Source organism: Nocardia albiluteola, from assembly GCF_018860155.1.
GTDB lineage: Bacteria > Actinomycetota > Actinomycetes > Mycobacteriales > Mycobacteriaceae > Nocardia > Nocardia albiluteola.
In genome coordinates this window covers 181134-201782 of the sequence record NZ_JAHKNI010000012.1, presented here as the reverse complement: position 1 = coordinate 201782, position 20649 = coordinate 181134, and the positions used below count along the sequence as shown (strand labels likewise).

Below are 20649 nucleotides of genomic sequence, written 5' to 3'. Positions count from 1 at the left end.
TCACCCGAGAGGTCGGCCCGCGCGTACCGAGAGTTCCCAACAATCCGAAACCCGAGGACGACACCCATCTCAGCTTCGCGCACCGACGGAGCCTCAGCTGAGGCAGTGGGCGCCGCCTCAGCCACCGATCTCGGCCACGATGGGCTGATAGCTGCGAATCAGGCGCCGGGCCGTGCTACTGACGTGAAATTCGTCCGCCCCGTCCAGAATCCGCGCGGCACGGGCAACCCGAAGCAATCGCGGCAGACCGGTTGCGGCAGTGAGGCCCTCGGCGCCGTAGACCTGAATCGCATTGTCGGCGGCAACGGTCAGCGCACGCGCGGCGGCGACTTTGGCCATGCTCACCTCGATCTGCGCGGTTTCGTCGGCGGCGACCAGTTCGGCCGCACGCGCGGCGAAGAGCCGGGCGGATCGGACGGCCAGTTCGGCATCGAAGACCATCTGCTGCACGAGTTGCCGATCGGCGAGTGTTCCACCACCGAGACGGCGCTGCCCGGCGCGGGCGGCCATCAGCTCGACGGCCCGCTGCGCCTGGCCAACCCAGCGCAGGGCCCGCAGGGTCCGGCCGACGGCCAGCCGAGCGCCGGCCAGTGCGAGCGCGCCGCCGACCGGACCGATCAGATGAGTGTCCGGCACGAGTACCTCGTCCATGGCAATCTCGTACTGCCCACCGACGCCCAGTACATCGAGTTCGCGCACCACCCGGAACCCCGGCGCGGCTGTGGGTACCGCCAGAATCGAGCAGGCCGCGCGGGCGGGACCGTCCCCGGTACGCGCGACGACCAGCACGTAGTCCGCCCCGGCGGCGCCGGTGGTGAACCACTTGCGGCCGCTGACCCGCCACTCGGCGCCCTCACGAACGGCTCTGGTGCGCAATGCTTCCGGGTCCGATCCGGGCACACCAGGTTCGGTCATGGCGTAGCCGACCGACAGCGCACCGGACACCACCCCGGGCAACAGCGCATCACGTAACTCCGGGTGTGCGTGCGCGGCGAGCATCCGCACATTCAGCAGGGCGGCCGATCCGAGTGCATCGGGTCCGTGGTCACTGCGCCCCTCGACCTCGGCAAGGGCGAAATACTCCGCCGGCCGCAGTCCCCCGCCGCCGTACTCGACCGGCAGTGGCAATGCCCACAACCCGGCCTCCACCGCGCGGTCCCGCAACCGTGAGCGGGTGTCGCGGTCACCGGCATCCAGTGCATCTTCAGCCGGAACAACCTGGTGAGCAACGAATTCCCGGACCCGCTCGCGCAAGGCGTCGAGGCGGTCGGGAATGCGGGACGACTCATCACACATGTCCAGATCACATCATTTGCCGGAACTCACCCGGCACGCCGCCCGACCTTGTCTGCGCATCAGCATGCTCTCGGTGGAAGGCGAACCATGACGAACACCTCTACATCCGGACCGCCCATCGACCTGTTTCCCAGCGGCACGCTCGCGCGAGTGACCGGCACCGGTCCGGCCGCCGAAGTGTTGCGCGAACACCTGCGTGCGCTCGGCGCCACTCTCACGGAAGCTGCGGATCCGGGCGATTCCGGATCCGCGGCCACCGCAATGCTGGACCTCGGCAACGGCATCCGCAGGGAGGTGTTCGTGCCGTGGGCGGGCCCGATCGACGAACCGGCACTGACGAATGAGACCACCGTGCAAGCGATCTGCGGCGTCATGCACGTCAACGGCCGCCGCATCGGCGCTCCGCGCGGCCTGTCGCTGGACTACTGCGCCACCACGGCCGGCGTCCTCGCGATGACCGGTCTGCTGGCCAGCCTGCTGGTTCCCGCCGAACATCTCCGGATCGACACGAGCGTCGCGGAGTCGGCGCTCCTGGCGATTTCGCAGTATCTCGCGGCGGCGGGTGCCGACGATCCCGAAGCGGTCGATCTCGCGCCGGGCGGACCGCCGTTCGTCAGCGCCGACGCCATCCGGTTCGAGATCGAGTCCCTCCAGCCCGAACCCTGGGCCGCCTTCTGGACGGCACTGGGCGTAGAAGCCCGCACGGCCGGAAAGGGCTGGCGGCCATTCCAATTCCGCTACGCGACCGCGACCGCCCCGCTCCCCCGAGCGTTGCACGCGGCCGTCCGGTCCCAGAGGTTCTCCGTGATCGCCCAGACGGCCGCACGCACCGGCGTATCGGTGTGCAGACTGTACGGGGCCGCCGAGCCAGGTACCCCGGCGACGGATGTACTGCCCGCCCCATGGTCGATCGCCGATTCGATCGATTCTCCTGTGCAGCATCGTGATTCGATCGCATCCCCGGGCTCACCACTCGGCGGTGTATCGGTCCTGGAGGCGGGCCGCCGGGTCCAGGCACCGCTGGCCGCGCACCTGCTACGGCTGCTCGGCGCGGACGTCACCCGTATCGAACCGCCCGGCGGTGATCCGCTGCGCGAGATGCCGCCCTACAGTGGCGATCTGTCCGCACGCTGGCTGGCACTCAACCGCGGCAAGCAGGCCGCCGAATTCGATATCAAATCTGCCGCGGACCGGGCCAGTCTGCGCGAGCTGGCAGCGGAAGCCGATGTGTTCCTGCACAATTGGGCTCCGGGCAAAGCCGAGGAGCTGGAACTCTCGGCGCAGCATCTGCCACCCGGCCTGGTCTATGCCTACACCTCCGGCTGGGCCGGGCTGGATCTCGAGGACGCACCGCCTGGTACCGATTTCATGGTCCAAGCCCGCACCGGTCTCGCCGAACTGGTCGGACCGCCCGATTCGCCGCCCGCGCCGTCACTGATGACCCTGCTCGATGTACTCGGGGGCATCCTGGGCGCTGAAGCGACCGTCCTGGGACTGCTGCGGCGGCACAGCCTCGGTCGCGGCACAGCCGTGCAAAGCAGCCTGCTCGCCGCCGCCAATACGCTACGGCGACACGGCATCTCGACCACACCCCTGGCATTGCGGCAACCGTTCCGGCTCGACAGCCGATGGGTCGTCAGCGCACCGGACGCCCTGGTTCCGGTGACCGACGACCCGGCCCAGCTGCTCACCGATCCCCGGTTCGCGACCGTCCTCGGCCGTGACGACCACGGCTGCCCGGCCCTGACCGCCCCCTGGAGAATGTCGTGAACCGCGTCGAAAACACCAGCCGCTACCGCGATCTCGTCCCCGCGGACCTGCGCGAACGCTGGGCCGCGGCTGGTTACTATCCCGGCGTCGACATCTATTCGATGTTCGCCCGGCACGTCACACGGCAGCCGGACGCGCCGGCGGTCATCGATGCCGACGGAACAGTGACCTATGCCGAACTCGACGATCTGGCCCGCCGCCTGGCCGCGGGCCTGGCCCGGCTCGGCGTCGGAGTGGAAGACATTGTCGCGGTACAGCTTCCGAACGATCGGCTGGCCTGTGCGGCCGACCTGGCCATCGCTGCCCTCGGCGCGATCGCATTGCCGTTTCCCGTGGGACGCGGCACCCGCGAAGCGGCCGGCCTGTTACGCCGCTCGGGGGCGGTCGCGGTGATCGCCGCGGCCGAGTACAACGGTCTTCACAGTGCCGGGCAGATCCGGGAAATGGCCGCGGACCTGCCCTCCTTACGCGCCGTCGTCGCCGCCGGACGCCACGTCTGCCGCGGCTGCATCCCGCTGCACGCGCTCCTTGCTCCCGATCCCGGCGATTTCCGGCCGCACCGGCCCGACCCGGACGGCCCCGCTCGCATTCTGGTCACCTCCGGATCCGAAGCCGAACCGAAAATGGTCGTGTATTCCCACAACGCCCTCGCCGGAGGTCGCGGCGCGATGCTCGCCGCCCTGCACGCGGGTCCAGGCGTGATGCGAAATATGTTCCTGACCCCGCTCGCGTCGGCATTCGGCTCCAGCGGCACCCCGGTCACCCTGGCCACACTGGGCGGTACGCTCGTGCTGCAGCCGAGATTCACCCCGGCAAGCACCTTGGCAATGATCGAGAAAGCCTGTCCCACACACCTTCTCGGTGTTCCCACCATGCTGCGGATGCTGCTGGATCACGTAGCGGACGGCCTCGGCCCTACGAGCCTGCGCGCGATCGTGCTCGGCGGCTCGCCGCTCGACGCCGACACCGTCCGGCGTGGTCGCAACACCTTCGGATGCCCGATCGTCAATCTCTACGGCGCCGCTGACGGGGTCTCCTGTCATACCGCACTCGATGACCCTGTCGACCGCGCAACCAGCGCCGGGCGTCCCGATCCCGTCGTCGCCGAGATCCGTGTGGTCGATCAGCACCTGACCTCGGTGCCCACCGGGCAGGCCGGGGAAATCCTCGCCCGCGGGCCGATGTCCCCGATGTGCTACCTGAATGCGCCCGACCTCGATGCCATCATGCGCACACCCGACGGCTGGACTCGTACCGGCGATATCGGCCGCCTGGACGCCGAGGGCTATCTCACGGTCGTCGGGCGCGGCAAGGACATCATCATCCGCGGGGGCCTCAACATCAGCCCCGCCGAGGTCGAGGCGCTGCTCATCACCCATCCCGCCATCACCGAGGTCGTCTGCGTCGCGGTTTCGGACCCCCTCTACGGTGAACGCCTGTGCGCCTGCGTCGCAGCTACCGATCCGGTGAGCCTGCGGGAGGTCACCGATCATCTGGCCGCGCAAGGCCTGGAACCGCGCAAATTCCCCGAACGTCTCCTGCAACTTCACACACTTCCCCTGGGACCGGCCGGGAAAATCGACCGTCGCGCCCTGCGCGCGCGGGCCCAGGCCGATTCAACCGGTCAATAGAATTGCCGAATCTTCTGGTGGACAGCATGATTCCTGCGAAATACTTCTCTGGAATCCGAAATCTATTCTCGGAGTCGGGAATACAGGCATACCGTGGTCTACACCTGTAATCCGACGATAATCCCGACCATCGTGGCCAACCGCCGGCGACTGAGCGCCAGACGATCGGTCACGGTACGAAGGGGCCCGAGGATTGTCGATGTCACGATATGCCCTCTCCTGACCAACCGGACTCAGCGACATTGAACCCGGCCCGGTGCATACGCGATTCATTGACAGAAGCAGGTTGACCCGTGGCGGGCGCGAGGCAGCGAACTGTGCTCATCCTCAATCGTTGCTCACCGCAGGGACGGAGGTGAATGGTATTGGGCAGCAGGGACTTTCGCTGCACAGGAGGAGGTCGTCGCATCCGGCGGCTACGGCGGTCCGCAAGGTCTCGCGCACAGCGGTCAGCTCCGCGAGCTTGGTGTCGACCTCGGCGAGTTTGGTGGCCGCGCGTGCGTGCAGGCCCGCATTTGATCGGCCGTGGACCCGGGTGGCTTCCAGAAGGCCGGCGACCTCTGCGAGGGTGAAGCCGAGCCGTTGCGCGGCCTTGATGATCCGCAGGGTCGCGACCGCCTGTTCGGGGTAGAGACGATGCCCGCCCGGCGAACGGCTCGGTTCGGCGAGCAGCCCACGACGCTCGTAGTAGCGCAGGGTTTGGATATTCACCCCCGCCGCAGCGGCGACTTCTCCGGTGCGCAACCCCGTGCTCATCGCCTTACGGCTCCGACGTGGGATTCGAGTGCATCGAGAACGTCCACGTGGACGGCGGGAACATCGATGCGCATCCGCACCGCGCCGGCTCCGGCCGGCTCGAAGGTGAAGGTGAAGAACGAGCAGCAACTCGTTTCGCGCTCGGCCAGGTCCCGTCCGAGGGGTTCAGCGTCGGCGTCGATGAGAAGCTCCAGGCGGGTGCGGTCGGTGCGGTCGGTGCGCTGCACGGCGTCGGCGAAGAACCGATCGAACTCCGCCACGCGCATCGGCTGGGCAGCCGTCGGCAGGGTGCACGAGTCCGGAACCCAGTCCGAAGAATCGAGGTTGATCGTCATGAACCCACGGTAAACCTGTACCCAAGTACGGAATGCAAGCCCGAAAGCGCAACGACTCGGCCGGTCCAGGCCATGCTGTCGGGATGGCCAAGGGACGGAGAATGTGACATGGGTGCAGCCGATGATCAACGCACCGGCGCGGTCACCCGGGAGGAGATCCGCGCTGTGTGGGACGGCCGCCTCGAGCCGGTGCCGGCCCAACTCGTCAGTCCCCGGCTCTCGGTGCCGACTCGGAGCTTTCTGATCACGATCGGCCTGCCATACGGAAGTCACTGGGCAGAGTTCTTCCACGACGACAGGCTCTCGAGGCCCGTCGTCCAGCGGGGCCGCGAATACCTGCCCATCGGCGCGGATGACCGGGGCCCGCTGGTAATCGAACCCGAGTCGGATTCGATGTTTCATCTCCTGCCCGAGCCCTACTATGTCAACGCCGACGTGTCCCTGTTCGTCTACTTCCACGGGTTGTTCGTCCGAGAGATCCAGCGCCTGGACTCGGTGACCGAGATGGAACACGACGAATTCGCCGATCTGGTCGACGATTCCATAATGGGCATCGATCGCCGGATGCGTGACCTCGACCCGTCCGCGTGCACGACCGGCAGCTGGTGGGACTGCCTGCTGACGGAGATGGTCGAGCAGGGGCACATGTAGCCGTTGAATCAGCTTCATCCCGGGTATGCGGTCGGGACCGGCATCCGCGCCGGCAAGAACTGCGCAGCCGTCGCCGTACCCGCGCGGTCATGGTCCGCGCGGGCCCTCATCTGTCAGCTGTTGGCGGTTGACCGTCGGTCGGTGGAGGTCGGCGTCAGCTTTGCGATCGCCAGGCCGCCGATGACCGCGGAGGTCATCAGGACGAGGGCGAAGGTCGTTGCCGCGGCTGGAAGTCCGGCTGCGTCGCTGAGGTAGCCGGCGATGACCGGGAGCAGTCCTGCGGGAATGTAGCCGCCGATGTTGAATGCCGCGTTGGCCTCGGCGAGGCGTCGTGTCGGGATTGCGGTGTTGAGCAGGGATAGTCCGCCCAGCTGCCCGAGCCCCTGTCCCGAACCCGCCAGTAGCGCCGAGGCAAGCAGTGCGGGAATCGATCCCGTGGTGATCGCCAGTATGAGGGTAATCATGGCGAGGGTCGTGGCGGCCGCGGACGCGATCATGATTGTCCGCTGCGGTAATGCGCGGACGGCGAATTGCACTGCGGTGGCGGTGACGAACATGCCGAATGCCATGGCACCGGCCATGATTGGACTGCTGGCGCCGAGCAAGCCGGAGAGCAGCGCGGGTCCGAGGGACAAGACGAACGAGGTCGCGGTGATGCCGGGCGCGAACACCGCGATCCCCAGCACGAGCCGACCGCGCTGACCGGACGGCACGCCCGGGACACGGATCCATGATCGGGTTCCGCCGGCTGCCGGTCGGGTGACGGGCATGCGCACCACGACCAGTGCCGCGGTGACGAGTAGGGCGATCTCGACACCGAAGACCGTCACGGTCGGTGCGGGCAGTGTTTCGGACAGGATTCCCGCGAGCAGTGGTCCGGTTCCTGCGCCGAAAACCATGGCGCACGAGGCAAGTAATGCGGCGAGCGGTTTGCGTTGCGGCCCTGCGACATCGGTGACCGCGGCCATTCCGGCCGAGACCGCGGCCCCGACGGCGATACCGGTGAACAGCCGCGCGATCATCAGCATGGCCACGTTGGTCGCCATCGCGAACGTCAGGCAGGCGATGATGGCCACCACTATGGCGGGCAGCAGAACCGCCCTGCGTCCCAGCCGATCCGACGTACCCCCGGACACCAGCAGCGATCCGAGCAGCCCGACGATGTAGCAGGCGAACACGACGGTCATGGTGCCCTTGGAGAATCCGATCTCCCGTTGCCACACCACATACAGCGGTGTCGCCGCGTTGGACAGCACGAAGACCGCCATCACCGGCCATGCCGCCAGCCACACCCACCACGTGGGCGTCGCTGCTCGCGGGAGTTGAACGGGCACTGTTGATGTGCCCCGAACGGAAGTGTGTAGCGCGGTCATCGGCGGTGACTCCTCAGTCGCAGTACGAAAAATTTCGAACTAGTACGATCGAAGTCGAACTTAGCATAAGTACGATTAAACTCGTACTGCGATGAGATCGGAGGAACCTGATGGCTGCCGCTACCAGCCGGGAGTTCGCGGTGCATCCGCCGCAGGACCGCCTGCCCGACCCGCTACCGGAGCCGGCCGTGGCCGAACTGCGCCTGGAGGCGGTGCTCGGGGTGTTGAGCGATCCGCTGCGGTTGTACATCGTGCGCGAATTGCTTTTGCGTTCCGAGGCTTTCGACCACACGTGTGGATGGTTCGGGATCGATCGACCGAAATCGTCGCTGACCCACCACTTCAAGGCGTTACGCGAGGCGGGTGTTATCCGGCAGCGCCAGTATGGCCTCGAACGCCGTAGTCACGTCCGCATAGATGATCTGCAGGCCCGTTTCCCCGGGCTGCTGAACTTGGTCGCCGACTGGAAGAACCGCGAAGAAGGCCACTCGATCTGATGCCGGTCCAGGTTGGTTCGCGCTCGGTCGTAGCGCATGGTGGTGCGCGGATCGGCGTAACGGGCGGCGATCTGGACATCGCCTGGCGTGGGCCGAATCCCGCGCCGCCGTGAGCATCGCCTCGAACTGGAGATGCGAAAGCCCCAGCGTCGGTGACTCGTTCGATATCCGTGGCCGGCGTACACACCCCGCAGGCGAGTGCTCCACGACACCGTCGATGACACAGGTGCGGTAGAACCCAGTGAGCACGGCGGTGCCGCGAGCGACGGTGGAGGGTTTTGTGCCGACAGGTTCGATCAGCCGATCGGCGGTGCGAGGTATTCCAGCGCATAACCGGCGCCCGAGGGGGCGACGCGTGCGATGCCGGGTGAATCGAGGTGAGCGCCGGCCACGAAATGACCTGGCCGAGTGAGTCGTTCGAGGAGGGCCGCGCGCGCGGCGCGGGCCTGGGACTGGTTGCCGTCGAACTCCCAGGACACCTTCGGCTGATCGAATTGGAGCGTGGGAACGTGAACGGTGTCGCCCCAGACAAGAAGGTGGCCGGTGCTGCTTTCGATGTCGTAGACGGTGTGGCCGGGGGTGTGGCCCGGTGTCGGGATCGCAATCGTCCAGTCGTTGATGGCGATCTTCTCCGACACGGGGACGACCCGATCGCGGATCGGCTCGAGCCGTCCGGTGAACACCGAGGTGTCGCCCGCACCGATCCACACGCGCTCGAGTTTCGGGAACGCCTCCGAACCGTCCGGCGCGATCAGGCCGCTCACGTGGTCTTCATGGTTGTGGGTGATGGCCACATCGGTGATGCGCGCACGGTCGATGCCTGCTTCGTCGAGCGCGTCGTAGATCAATCCCATGGTGGGGTCGTGCCAGTTGTCGGATGCGCCGGTGTCGATGAGAACCGATCGTGTGCCGTCGGTGACGAAGAAGGCGTTGACCGCCAGCCGCAAGTTGCCGCCGACCAGCGGCACGGTGGCGGGCAGCTCCTCGAGCGGACACCCGCCCTCGTCGCGGAGCCGTGTCGGCGGCATGTCGATGTACCCGTCTCGCAACGAAATCACCTGCAGATCGCCGAATTCGAACGTCGCATGGTGCCGGCTACTCGAGATCAAACGCATGGAAACCTCCATCAGATTGAGCGTCTATCGCACATCTTCGATAGAAGATGCTATCTTCTTTAGGAGAAACTACACTGCGAGCGGCGAGATATCCAACGATCGAGGAGCACGGTGGTCGAGCAAGACGCAAACGAACCACACCAGGGTGACGACCCGGCCGGCGCGTTCGGCAGTAACGTGCGGCGACGCCGTGAGGAGGCGAAACTGACGCTCGAGCAGCTGTCCATCCAGTCGTCGGTCAGCCGGGCGATGCTGTCCAAGGTCGAGCGCGGCGAGAAGAGCCCGACGATCGGCGTCGCATCCAAGATCGCCCATGCGCTCGACGTGTCGCTCTCGGACCTGATCGGCGGGCCGACCGCCGCGTCCGGGGCGGCCGTGGTCATGCGCAAAAACGAACGCCCGATCTTCCGTGACCCGGACACCGGTTTCGAACGGCACATGGTGTCGGCTGCGCCGGGCGCGGGAACCGGCGAGATAGTCGTCCACTATCTGCCCGCCCAAGTCTCCCTCGGACTGCTGCCCGCATATCCGCCGGGTACGGAGAAACAACTCGTGGTACTCGAAGGCACCCTCACGGTCCTGCTCGGCGGGATCACCGAGACTCTGGAGACCGGTGACTCACTGTTCTTCCAGGCCGACACCGACCACGGCTTCGCCAACCGGACCGACATCCCCTGCGAATACATCATGGTCATCTCACGCAGAACCTGAACGGCCGCAGCCATTGCCCGGCAGGTGTTCCACGACTCGCCGACGCGACGGAATGTGGTGTGGCAGAACGACTTCAGTGACTTGTGGCCATCACCGTGACCCCGACCGCTCGCAGCGCCGACGCGCCGGCCCGCCTCGGGTCGACGGTCGTGAGACCGGACCGGCTGCTGCCCAGCGCAACCTCCACTGGCTGCGAGCAGCGGTGTCGGTTAGAGGCGTGTCGCGGTGCGAACGAGGTCGGCAACGGCTTTGGATCTGCTGTGTGGTGGCCAAGCGATGACGGTCGTGACGGCCGGTGCGTCCGGCACCGGCACGATGGCGTGGTCGTCGCGTCGCTGGTCTCGGAGCGACTCGGGCACGACGGCGCAGGCCAGTCCGAGCGCGATCAGTTGGAATAGTTGGGTATGGTCGCGGATCTGCGGGCCGGGGCCATCCGGATAGCTGCCATCGCGTCCAGGCCAGCGCGGCAGAGGCAGGTCCGTCTGGGTGTTGACCTCGGCCAACGACAGATGCGCCCGGTTGGCGAGGGGATGACCCACGGGCAGGACCACCACCTGCTGTTCGGTGTGCAGATCCTCGGTGTCGAATCCGGCTGTCGTGTCGTAGGGCCGGTGGAGCAGAGCAACGTCGGCACGCCCGGTGCGCAGCAGACTTTCCGGCTCGCCGGGCCCGCACAGCATCACCTCGACGGCCACGGCGCCCGGTTCAGCGGCGTAGGCGTCCAGAAGCTTCGACAACAGTTCCCTGGACGCTCCGGCCTTGGTGGCCAGCACCACACCCGGCTGGTCGGCCGCGGCGCGGCGGGTGCGGCGCTCGGCGGCTTCGACCGCGTCGAGCGCGATCCGGGCCTCCCGCAGCAGCACCGCCCCGGCCTCGGTCAAAGTGATTGCGCGAGCAGTGCGGTGTAGCAGAACGACTCCGAGCCGCCGTTCCAGCTGCTGGATCGCCCGCGACAGCGGTGGTTGCGCCATCGCGAGCCGTTGTGCCGCACGCCCGAAGTGCAACTCCTCGGCGACGGCGACGAAGTATCGCATCTCCCGCGTCTCCACCAGGTCATGGTATCCGGCGCTGACCACGATCAATACTCGTGCGGTATCGCCGCCCACCCGATCTGTCTTGGACGCCGCACCCGGAACCGCAGCAGGATCGACGGCATGAGTGAACGGATGATCGCGCTGGTGACCGGCGCGAACAAGGGAATCGGATACGAGATCGCCGCTGGCCTGGGCGCGCTCGGCTGGCGAATCGGTGTGGGCGCGCGGGATCGGCAACGCCGCGACACCGCGGTGGAGAAGCTGCGCGCGGCAGGTACCGATGCGTTCGGTGTGCCGCTGGACGTGACCGACGACGCAAGTGTGGCCGCGGCAGCCGAATTGATTGCCGACCATGCCGGAGGGCTCGACGTCCTGGTGAACAATGCCGCGATCAACGGCGTCACCGGCGATATGCCGCAGACACCGACCACGGTCGATCCCGCGACCGTGCGAGCTATCGTGGAAACCAACGTGATCGGGGTCATCCGCGTCACCAACGCGATGCTGCCGATGCTGCGCGCCTCGGCCTCACCGCGGATCGTCAACATGTCCAGCAGCGTCGGCTCGCTCGCCCTGCAAACCACACCCGGCATCGACATGGGCCCGGTTCCTGCTGCCTATTTGGCGTCGAAGACCTTCCTCAACGCCGTCACCATCCAGTACGTCAAGGAACTGAGTGATACCAACATCCTGATCAACTCCGGCTGTCCCGGTTTGACCGCCACCGACTTCACCGGTTTCAGCGGCGACCGTACACCGCAACAGGGCGCGGCCATCGCGATTCGCCTCGCGACCCTGCCCGACGACGGACCGACCGGTGGATTCTTCGACGACGCCGGAACAGTGCCCTGGTAGCAGCCACACCGGCCGATGCCCCGCGCTGTCGGCTCGGTCAGCGCGGTATGTGGCAAATGAGTGCGTTCGCCGGGTTACCTAGTGGTGGAGAGGTGTTCGCCGAAGAACACCATCAGCCCGGCGAGGGCGGACGCGTCGGAGATGGCTTGGTGGCCACACCCGTGATCAGCGGTCGAACAATCGGGGGCATTCCCCGCCACGACATTTCTTGCACGTCGTCGAGCTTCAGCCCCGACGCCCGGATCCGTTCGAGGGTGGCGCGGTTGCAATGGCAGCCCTCCGCGAACCGGCGCCACGGGCCCGCGAGGCGGTCTTGCCACAGGGAAAGTCGCGGCGACTCGGAACGTACGTGCTCGAGAAACAGCAGCTGGCCACCAGGGCGCAACACGCGCCCGATCTCCCGCAACACCGGATCAGGGTCATCGACAGTGCACAACACGAGCGTTGAGACGACCGTATTCACGGTTCCATCCGCGAACGGCAATTGTTCCGCAGATGCGTCAAGCACGCGTGCGCGATGTCGACTGCGACGCATCCTCCGCGTCAACCGTGTCCTCATCGCGGCTTCCGGTTCGGTCAAGATCAGCTCATCGAGGCCATCCGGGTAGTACCCCAGGTTGAGGCCGGTACCGCTGCCGAGCTCGACAGTCCGCCCCCTCGCACGGCTGAGCAAATTTCGCCGACGAGCGCTCATACCCGCCTTCTCGCCCATCCACAGCAGCGGGTCGTAGAGCGCCGCGAAAGTCCGGGCCCACAGGTCCGAGCCCTTCACACCTGCCGCCGGTACGGCGCCACTGCTCACAGACTCGACGTTACGCCTAGGGACATCCGGCCGGTTACACAACTACTCCCGAGACGTCCAGGCAGATGCCATCGGGCCGTCATTATGTCAGTAGCCGGTGAAGTCTTCTCCGGTCTCGATATTGCGGTACTGCTCGATACTTTTCTGATAGTCCGCGATGACTGCGCCGGCCAGGAACAACATCCAGGTGCAGTCCATTTTGGTGTCGGCCAGGTTGTAGTCTTCGTGCGGGTCACTGCTCAGGTCGAACACCTGTGGGAAGTACGGTTCGACTATTGGTTTGTCTATTCCTTCGGTGTAGCGGAACACGACTTTGCCGTAGCCCACCTTCACCGACATCAGCTGGTCGTCGAGCCCGAACAACGCGACGTATCTGCGTGGCGACTTCTCGGTCTGGCCGGTCAGGAACGCCGAGGCATCGAGGCCGTCGATGGGCCTGTCGCGGGGGACGCGGCCGGACTCGCCGAGCATCCCGGCCAAGGTCGGCAGCCAGTCGAGGCCGGCCAGCATGTCGTTGCTCACGCGTCCGGCAGGCACATGGCCCGGCCAGCGGATGATCGCCGGTACCCGGTATGAGCCCTCATAGGGTGGAGTGAAGAAATTTCCTCGCCAGGGCCCGCTCGAACCACCTGGGACACTGACGACTCCGCCTGTGCCGTTGTCGCTGGAGAGTACGACGATCGTGTCCTCGGCGATCCCGGCGTGGTCGATAGCGTCGAGAACCTGACCCACGCGATGGTCGATCTCGGCGATGATGTCGGCGTACAGGCCGAGCCGGTGCGGTGCCGTCCGGTCGAATTCCGGGTGCACCCGCTCGGGCGGATGGATGTGTGTGAAGCCGATGTAGGCGAAGAACGGCTGGTTCGCTGCCGCCTGCCGCGCAATGTATTCCGTGGCCCGCTCGACGATTTTCTCGTCGAGAAATGGGCGGATCTCGAGGTCGAGGTCGCCGGTTGCCTTGGCCTTTTCACCCTTTCTGGCTTCCCAGAGTTTGGGGGATTCGCCGACTCCCATACCGATCGCCAGGGGCAGGGGGAATCCGCTGTCGAGTAACTCCCGGTACGCGACGTACCCGGTGTAACCGGCCTCGTCCGTGGTGTTCTTCAGTCCCCACCACTCGTCGAAACCCTGATCGGTCGGCAGCCTGCCCTCGGTCGCGCCGAGGTGCCATTTCCCGTATGCGGCCGTCGCATAGCCGGCGTCGGACAGCAGGTTGGCCAGCGTGTATTCCCACGGGCACAGCCCGTAGGGTTTCGGCAGCAGCGGCACCTGCGTGGTTCCGGATCGCACCGGCAGGCGGCCGGTGAGGATGGCCGAGCGGGTGGGGGTGCATTGCGGTTCGACGGTGTAATTGGTGAGCCTGGTGCCCTCTGCCGCGAGGGCGTCGATACGTGGGGTAGGCGTCTGGCCGCCGTAACACCCCCAATCGCCCCAGCCGACGTTGTCCAGCAGCATGAAGACGATATTCGGTCGAATGCGCGGCGCCATATAGATCAACCCCTTTTCCGATACGTCATCGTCTGGGTTGGGGCAGCGAAACCCGGGGTGGCGAAGTCCTCGGCAAAGAAAATCCGCGCAGGCCCACGCCTTATCAGCATCGTTGCGCTGTGGGCACGCGCAAGCATCATCAAAGCACACACCAGCTCACCCACAAAGAGTGAGTCCCGCCCGACCATGTCAGCGCACAGCCGCTCGGCCGGGGCGTGTGCCATCGGGCCGGCACCGCGACAGCGTGGTTTGGAGTCGAATTCGGCTGCCGGTTGTTTCTGGACTCATTGAATTCTGAAAAGCTTTGGCAGTAAACATGTTTCGCCACCCCACTGTGTGGCCCCACCTCCAGTGGAGTGGCGCTGACCAGGAGTCGGTGTCAAGTGTCCGGCACCTGGACGACACACCTCAGCAGCGTATTTCTCCTATGGGATAGGTCGATCAGCCGAGGGTGATTTCCGCTCGTTCGCAACGCTTCAGACCCCACTCGTAGAGGGCGGTGAGGACGGGGGCCAGGCTGCGGCCCTCCTCGGTCAGCTCGTAGCGCACCTGGCGTGGAACGGTATCGAGTGTGGTTCGTTGCACCAATCCGTCGGCCTCGAGTTCGCGCAGCGCTTGCACGAGCATTTTCTCACTGGTGGACGGCATCAGCCGACGCAGCTGACCGTAGCGGTGCACACCCTCCTTGAGGTGGGCGAGGATGACCGGCTTCCACCGGCCACCGATCAGATCGATGGCCACGTCCACCGGGCAGTGGTAGCGCTTCGTCGGCACCTGCTGACCTCCGTACTTACTGAAAAGTGCGTTCTTGCAACACTGTAATCATTTCGCTTGCATAGCTCTGACACCAATCGGATATGAAGGCGGACTTCCATGAAGGTCATCACCTACGACAGCTTCAAACCCGGCGTCACGCTGGAGACCATCGCACCGTACCTGCCGGAGGAGGTCGCCAACGTCTGGCGGCTGTGGAAGGCCGGCATCGTCCGGGAAAACTATGCTCGCGCAGACGAATCGGGTGTAGTGATCGTGTTCGAGGTCGACAGCGTCGAGGATGCCAAGCGCTATGTGGCGGATTTCCCGCTCACCAAGAAGGGGTTTCTGGAATGGACCTATATTCCGGTCATGGCCCCGTTGCCGCTCGAAGCCCTGATGGATACGTCGGTCGACGTGAGCGAACCGTACGACCGGACCAAGTGAGCAGACGATGCGGTACTACCACGGACTGACCATCCCGCAGACCGTCGAGGATGCCTGCGATCCCGCTCGGATGGCGGTGTTGTTCTACGACATGCAGGTCGGCATCGTCGCCCAGATCGGCGCCGGGCCAGGGATCGTCGATGCTTGCATACGGATACGTGATGCGGGTCGGGCCAACGGTTTTCGAGTCTTCTATACGCGGCACATGTCGTTGCCCGTCGCTGCGGCAGGAGTGTCGCAACTGCGGACCGCAATGGCGTGGCAGCACGTGGACGATCCCGCCGAGGCGCACTCCGCATTTCCCCAGGGCTCGCCGCAGTATCAGTTGGTTCCGGAGCTGACCCCAGGCCCGGACGAAGTGGTCTTCGACAAGATTACGATGTCGGCGTTCGAATCGACGCCGCTGGATATCGCACTGCGCGACTGCGGAATCGACACCGTCGCCATCGCGGGTATCGCCATGGAGGTGGGTATCGAACCGACCGTACGCCACGCTCTCGATCTGGGGTATCTCCCGGTTCGGGTCACCGACGCTTGCGGCGCAGGTGATCGCCTGGCCGCCGAGCGCTCCGCTGCCGCACTGGCATTCACGGGCGGTTCGCTTGCCGTGGACACGGCGATCCTCATCGATTTGATGGCCCGGAACTGACCGGCGCCGCAGTGTACGACGTCCACGGTGTTCCTTCGAAAGGCTGAACTATTGACAACCGAAGACCAAGACATCTCGGGTGCTGCGCAGCTGTGTGAACTGGTGCGGCGGGCAGAAGCGCTGGCGGCGCAACTGGAGAATGCAGGCGGTGCAGCCGATTCCGCGGTCGCTGCGCGACTACGCGACCGCGTGCTACGGCCGCTGCGGGCGATGGCAGGGGCTGCGGTCGGTGAGGCGGTGGCACATCAGGCAACGACCGGCGGCGACGTCGCGGCAAGTGCCGACCTACCCGAACACGAGGATTCGGATTCCGATGGTGCGCTGTGGCGACTGGCATGCGATGCCACGTCCCTGCTGGCAGCGTCGCCGGACCTGATGGCGCTGGGGGAGCCGGTCGCCGCACTGCACGAGCTGGTGCTGGACTGCGATGGTGACGAGGCCGTACAGACCGAACAAGCAACCGCGCTGCACGCTCTCATGTCCGGTTTGCCCACCCGGATCGCCTGTCTGCGTAACGGCCCCTACCTGGTCACCAACGTGCGACACCTGCACGACTGGCAGGGCCTGCCGCTGCCGGTACGGCCGCAGCTGGCGCTCTGCCGTTGCGGCGCCTCGGCATCCAAGCCGTACTGCGACGGAAGTCACGCCCGCAGTGGATTCTCCGGTGACAAACACCCCGATCGCGTTCCGGACCGTCTCGATACCTATGTCGGGCACCAACTTACGGTGCTGGACAACCGCGGCACGTGTCAGCATTCGGGTCTGTGCACCGATCGGCTCGCCACGGTGTTCCGAGCGCAACAGGAACCGTTCGTTGCACCCAGCGGAGACCGGATGGACGAAATTATCCGCGCGGTGCGGGACTGCCCCTCCGGCGCGCTCGGCTACGCGATGGACGGGATTGCGGCGCGCGGCGCGGTGGACTGGCACGGGACTCGCGAACCCGCCATCGAAGTGTCCAAGGATGGGCCGTACCGGGTGGTCGGCGGTGTTGAGCTGGTGGACGCAACGGGACGAGACACCACGCGCAACGCCGGTGCCTCGCGTGAGCATTTCGCGCTATGCCGGTGCGGCGCCTCGAAGAACAAGCCGTTCTGTTCGGGAATGCATTGGTACGCCGAATTCCGCGATCCGGTACCGGATCCCGACTGCGAACCGACGATCTTCGAATGGGCGGGCGGGGTGCCCGCGTTGACCAGGATGACCCGGCTGTTCTATGAGAAATTCGTGCCGGCGGATCCGCTCCTGGCGCCGCTGTTCGCCGCCATGTCCGCCGATCATGCTGAGCGGGTAGCGAAATGGCTCGCAGAAGTGTTCTGCGGCCCACGCGCCTATAGCCGACAGTACGGGGGATATGAGCGGATGCTGTCTCAGCACATCGCCAAATGCTTGACCGAGGAGCAGCGCAGCCGGTGGGTGTCCCTGCTGCTGCAGGCCGCCCGGGAGGCGGGCCTGCCCAACGACCCCGAGTTCCGCTCTGCGTTCCAGTCCTACCTCGAGTGGGGCTCCCGTTTGGCGGTGGAGAATTCCCAGTCCCACGCGCAGCCACCGCAGCACATGCCGATCCCACATTGGGATTGGAATACCGCCGCGGGGCCGCCGGGGTGCCGCCCCTCGGCACTCGTCACGTCAGCCGACGCCGATCCGCCACCGGTACTACCCGCTTCCGGTACACAGCCGAGCTTCGAGCGGCACATCAAGACGCTGTTTCGGCAACGCGATCGCCGCGCTATGCAATTCGCCTTGGACCTGTGGTCGCTTGCCGACGTCCGCAGCCACGCACCGGAGATCCTGCGCCGGGTGCGCGCCGGAACCATGCCCTGTGACAAGGCGTGGCCGCGCGAGTGGGTCGAGGCGTTCGAACATTGGATCGATACCGGCATGAATGCCTAGGGAATCTGCGCACGACGAATCCCATCGAATCTACTTTCGCGACAGTGCGTTTGAGGAGCAGGGTCACCAAGGGACCGGGCTCGCGATGGCGTTCAAGCTGATCGAGGCCGCTGAGGTACGCTGGCGCGCCGTAAACGCGCCGCGTCGCGATGAGTTTTGCCCTCCGCGGACTTCGGACCTCGTTCGGATCAGGGCTGCACTGAAACGCCGGTGCTCGGCGGGGCGGAACGTGTGATCTGCTCGCGCAGGATGTCGCCGTGGCCGGCGTGACGCGCGAAGTCCTCGATCACGAACAGGTAGATGAATCGCAGGCTGACGTCGCCGAGGCGGGGGTGTGTCCTGATCTCGTCGAGGTCGAATTCGGCGGCGATCGCGCGGGAACGTTCGCTGGCGCGCTCGAATTCGGCGATCACGTCGGCCAGGGTCTCGTTGTCGTCGACGACGAAACTGGCGTCGCCCGGCGTCGTGCCGCCGTCGCATTCGCTCTCGGCCAGGCCCGCCAGGACGTGCTGGAACCAGATTCGTTGGGCGACTGCGGCGTGCTTGAGCAATCCGATCGGCGTGGTCATCGACGCGACGAGGCGGCGGCGGGCGTCTTGGTCGGACAGACCGCGCACAGTGTTGACCAACTCGGCCCGGTTGCGGTCGAGCATGCTCTCGAGCAACCGGCGTTCAGCGCCTGTGGTGATTCCGTCAGTATGGTCGGATGACCTTCCGACGGGGAGTTGGCGGGTGGGTGAGGTCGGAGTCGAGGATGCGTAGTCGCTGGATTTCGTTGCGCTGGGCGGCGATTGCGGCAAGGGCCGGGTCCGGAAGTCGGCGAGTTCGTCGATCGTGCCGCTGGCCTCGGCGAGCATTCGCTGAGTGCGCGGTTGTCGGCCTCGAGTCGCAAGATCTGCATGTCGCGGGGGTCCGGGATGTCGCCGACCTGTTGCACCGCGCGCAGAGCGTAGCTCGAATCCTAGCCCGAGATGGCCGTGGGGCCGATCGCCGTACAGCGCGGCAGGGCCGTCCTCGAACAGCGACTTCTCGGCGCGGGCCAGACACTCCTCGATTTGCTCTAGAATTGCTGTTTCGAAGTGTCGGCCTGATCGAAGGTGGTTCGTATCCGTGGAGTCGCGGGTACGAGCAGTGCCGTGGCCCGATGGTCACCAGGTGGAGAACTCCGAGACGAAGGCGGCTCTCGATGACAGACTTCGACTATTGCGTAATCGGTGGCGGATTCGCGGGATTGACAGCTGCGTTGCGGCTGAAACAGGCGGGGCGATCGGTGGCGGTGCTGGAAGCTCGCGACCGGCTCGGCGGGCGCACGTTCACCGAGGTGCGCGCGGACGGTTGCTGGATCGACCGTGGCGGCGCCTGGATCGGGCCGGGACAGGACCGGATCCAGGCCTTGATGAACGAGTTCGGGGTACGCAGCTACCGGCAGTACACCGACGGTGAGGCCATGATGGTCGTCGACGGCAAGCAGTACCGCTACACCGGCACGATCCCGTGGACGATGAGCCCCTGGGCGTCGATGAATCTCGGCGCGACCTTTGTCGAGCTGGGGCATATGTGCAAGGCGATCCCGCTGGAGGCACCCTGGGAAGCGCCGAAGGCCGGCAAGTGGGATCGGATCAGTCTGGCGCAGTGGCTGGATCGCGCCGTCTGGTCCAAGCCCGCCTACGAGCTGCTCGAGACCGCCATCGCAGGCAGTTACACCTCGGCCGCCTCGGAAGTGTCGATGCTTTTCGCGCTGTACCAGATGGCGTCGGGAGGTGGACCGAACTTCGTTTTCGGCGTCAAGGACGGCGCCCAGGACGCCCGGCCCGTCGGGGGCATGGGCGCGCTCTACGGGCCGATGGCGGCCGAGCTCGGCGACTCGATTCACCTGTCGCAGCCGGTGCACCGCATCGAGCAGGACGCCGCCGGGGTGACGGCGCACGCGGATGGATCGACGGTGCGCGCACATCGGGCGATCGTGGCCGTCCCCCTGGCGATCGCCGGTCAGATCCGGTACGACCCGATGTTGCCGGTCGATCGCTCGTTCCTGCATCAGCGGGTGCCCAGTGGCTCCATCATCAAGATCTCCGTCCTGTACGACGAGCCGTTCTGGCGGCGCGACGGATTGTCGGGACAGTCGGCAGCACCAGGGTCGCCGGCCACCGTCACCATCGACGGCTGCACCGACGCCGGGCGGCCCGGGGTCCTGTGCGTCATTTCCGAGGGACCCATCGCACGGCAGATCGGCCGCCTCGACGCGGCCGAACGCAGGACGGCGATACTGCGCGAACTGGTCACGCGATTCGGCGAAAAGGCCGGTGCCCCAGTCGATTACGTCGAGCAGGACTGGAGCACCGAGCGCTACTCCGGTGGTGGAATGCTCAGTCACACGCCGACCGGTGTGCTGACCCAGTACGGCCATGCACTACGCGAACCGTGCGGCCGTATCCACTGGGCCGGAACCGAGAGCTCGGCCGTCATGTGCGGTTGGGTCGACGGAGCCATTCGCTCGGGTGAACGCGCCGCAAGCGAAGTGCTGCAGCACGAACTCGCCGCGGTATGACCAGACCCGCCACGACCACCACGAGGCCATGGTCTACATCACCGC

The 20649-nt window shown here is 66.1% G+C and carries 20 protein-coding genes and 1 pseudogene; 11 read left to right on the top strand and 10 right to left on the bottom strand.

Features of this window, described 5'->3' with window-relative positions; genetic code table 11:
* Nucleotides 1-117: 117 nt before the first annotated feature.
* Nucleotides 118-1296, bottom strand: coding sequence for an acyl-CoA dehydrogenase family protein (locus KO481_RS30860; protein ID WP_215921980.1), 1179 nt, complete (start codon nt 1294-1296; stop codon nt 118-120).
* An 87-nt stretch (nt 1297-1383) separates the two neighbouring features.
* Here KO481_RS30860 and KO481_RS30855 point away from each other — a divergent pair, with 87 nt between their 5' ends.
* Together KO481_RS30855 and KO481_RS30850 are read left to right on the top strand one after the other, a co-directional pair.
* Nucleotides 1384-3066: a CoA transferase gene (locus tag KO481_RS30855; RefSeq protein WP_215921979.1), complete on the top strand. Its 1683-nt coding sequence runs from the start codon at nt 1384-1386 to the stop codon at nt 3064-3066.
* The gene (locus tag KO481_RS30850; RefSeq protein WP_215921978.1) at nt 3063-4697 is read left to right on the top strand and encodes an AMP-binding protein; all 1635 of its coding nucleotides are present in this window, start codon (nt 3063-3065) and stop codon (nt 4695-4697) included. Before KO481_RS30855 ends, KO481_RS30850 begins: the two co-directional genes overlap by 4 nt.
* A gap of 327 nt (nt 4698-5024) precedes the next feature.
* Here the strand turns inward: KO481_RS30850 and KO481_RS30845 are convergent, their stop codons facing one another.
* Both KO481_RS30845 and KO481_RS30840 read right to left on the bottom strand, forming a co-directional pair.
* The gene (locus KO481_RS30845; RefSeq protein ID WP_215921977.1) at nt 5025-5453 is read right to left on the bottom strand and encodes a MerR family transcriptional regulator; all 429 of its coding nucleotides are present in this window, start codon (nt 5451-5453) and stop codon (nt 5025-5027) included.
* On the bottom strand, nt 5450-5788 hold the full coding sequence (locus tag KO481_RS30840) for a hypothetical protein (protein WP_215921976.1): 339 nt from the start codon (nt 5786-5788) through the stop codon (nt 5450-5452). The genes KO481_RS30845 and KO481_RS30840 overlap by 4 nt, the downstream gene beginning before the upstream one ends.
* Nucleotides 5789-5896: 108 nt before the next feature.
* Between KO481_RS30840 and KO481_RS30835 the strand changes: the two genes are divergently transcribed.
* Entirely contained in the window at nt 5897-6439 is a 543-nt protein-coding gene (locus tag KO481_RS30835) for an SUKH-4 family immunity protein (RefSeq protein ID WP_215921975.1), read from the top strand.
* Between the two features lie 113 nt (nt 6440-6552).
* Here KO481_RS30835 and KO481_RS30830 read toward each other — a convergent pair whose 3' ends face one another.
* Nucleotides 6553-7773, bottom strand: coding sequence for an MFS transporter (locus KO481_RS30830; protein WP_308166825.1), 1221 nt, complete (start codon nt 7771-7773; stop codon nt 6553-6555).
* Between the two features lie 149 nt (nt 7774-7922).
* On the opposite strand from KO481_RS30830, the gene KO481_RS30825 reads away from it, so the two are divergent.
* On the top strand, nt 7923-8309 hold the full coding sequence (locus KO481_RS30825; RefSeq protein WP_215921973.1) for an ArsR/SmtB family transcription factor: 387 nt from the start codon (nt 7923-7925) through the stop codon (nt 8307-8309).
* A 296-nt stretch (nt 8310-8605) separates the two neighbouring features.
* On the opposite strand, the gene KO481_RS30820 is transcribed toward KO481_RS30825, so the two are convergent.
* Nucleotides 8606-9424, bottom strand: a complete 819-nt coding sequence (locus KO481_RS30820; RefSeq protein WP_215921972.1) for an MBL fold metallo-hydrolase — start codon at nt 9422-9424, stop codon at nt 8606-8608.
* 111 nt (nt 9425-9535) lie between these two features.
* Here KO481_RS30820 and KO481_RS44505 point away from each other — a divergent pair, with 111 nt between their 5' ends.
* Nucleotides 9536-10135, top strand: coding sequence for a helix-turn-helix domain-containing protein (locus KO481_RS44505; protein ID WP_215921971.1), 600 nt, complete (start codon nt 9536-9538; stop codon nt 10133-10135).
* A 209-nt stretch (nt 10136-10344) separates the two neighbouring features.
* On the opposite strand, the gene KO481_RS30810 is transcribed toward KO481_RS44505, so the two are convergent.
* The gene (locus KO481_RS30810) at nt 10345-11184 is read right to left on the bottom strand and encodes a LysR family transcriptional regulator (protein ID WP_308166824.1); all 840 of its coding nucleotides are present in this window, start codon (nt 11182-11184) and stop codon (nt 10345-10347) included.
* A gap of 105 nt (nt 11185-11289) precedes the next feature.
* On the opposite strand from KO481_RS30810, the gene KO481_RS30805 reads away from it, so the two are divergent.
* On the top strand, nt 11290-12024 hold the full coding sequence (locus tag KO481_RS30805; protein ID WP_215921969.1) for an SDR family oxidoreductase: 735 nt from the start codon (nt 11290-11292) through the stop codon (nt 12022-12024).
* A 112-nt stretch (nt 12025-12136) separates the two neighbouring features.
* On the opposite strand, the gene KO481_RS30800 is transcribed toward KO481_RS30805, so the two are convergent.
* The 3 genes from KO481_RS30800 to KO481_RS30790 form a co-directional block, all read right to left on the bottom strand.
* Nucleotides 12137-12826 carry a class I SAM-dependent methyltransferase gene (locus tag KO481_RS30800; protein ID WP_308166823.1) on the bottom strand — a complete coding sequence of 230 codons (690 nt, stop codon included), beginning with the start codon at nt 12824-12826 and terminating at the stop codon, nt 12137-12139.
* 87 nt (nt 12827-12913) lie between these two features.
* A complete protein-coding gene (locus KO481_RS30795; protein WP_215921968.1) occupies nt 12914-14464 on the bottom strand; it encodes an arylsulfatase in 1551 nt (516 codons plus the stop codon).
* A gap of 291 nt (nt 14465-14755) precedes the next feature.
* The gene (locus KO481_RS30790) at nt 14756-15088 is read right to left on the bottom strand and encodes a winged helix-turn-helix transcriptional regulator (RefSeq protein WP_215921967.1); all 333 of its coding nucleotides are present in this window, start codon (nt 15086-15088) and stop codon (nt 14756-14758) included.
* A gap of 99 nt (nt 15089-15187) precedes the next feature.
* On the opposite strand from KO481_RS30790, the gene KO481_RS30785 reads away from it, so the two are divergent.
* From KO481_RS30785 to KO481_RS30760, 4 genes and pseudogenes are all read left to right on the top strand, one after another.
* Nucleotides 15188-15514, top strand: coding sequence for a YciI family protein (locus KO481_RS30785; protein WP_215921966.1), 327 nt, complete (start codon nt 15188-15190; stop codon nt 15512-15514).
* A gap of 7 nt (nt 15515-15521) precedes the next feature.
* On the top strand, nt 15522-16163 hold the full coding sequence (locus KO481_RS30780) for a cysteine hydrolase family protein (protein WP_215921965.1): 642 nt from the start codon (nt 15522-15524) through the stop codon (nt 16161-16163).
* Between the two features lie 51 nt (nt 16164-16214).
* Nucleotides 16215-18056: a CDGSH iron-sulfur domain-containing protein gene (locus KO481_RS43475; RefSeq protein ID WP_245401704.1), complete on the top strand. Its 1842-nt coding sequence runs from the start codon at nt 16215-16217 to the stop codon at nt 18054-18056.
* Nucleotides 18056-18198: pseudogene (locus tag KO481_RS30760) on the top strand (IS256 family transposase); the annotation flags it as partial. The gene KO481_RS43475 and the pseudogene KO481_RS30760, both read left to right, overlap by 1 nt.
* A gap of 46 nt (nt 18199-18244) precedes the next feature.
* Here the strand turns inward: KO481_RS30760 and KO481_RS30755 are convergent.
* The gene (locus KO481_RS30755) at nt 18245-18913 is read right to left on the bottom strand and encodes a DinB family protein (protein ID WP_308166822.1); all 669 of its coding nucleotides are present in this window, start codon (nt 18911-18913) and stop codon (nt 18245-18247) included.
* Between the two features lie 329 nt (nt 18914-19242).
* Here KO481_RS30755 and KO481_RS30750 point away from each other — a divergent pair, with 329 nt between their 5' ends.
* The gene (locus KO481_RS30750; protein ID WP_215921964.1) at nt 19243-20604 is read left to right on the top strand and encodes a flavin monoamine oxidase family protein; all 1362 of its coding nucleotides are present in this window, start codon (nt 19243-19245) and stop codon (nt 20602-20604) included.
* The last annotated feature ends 45 nt before the right edge of the window (nt 20605-20649 follow it).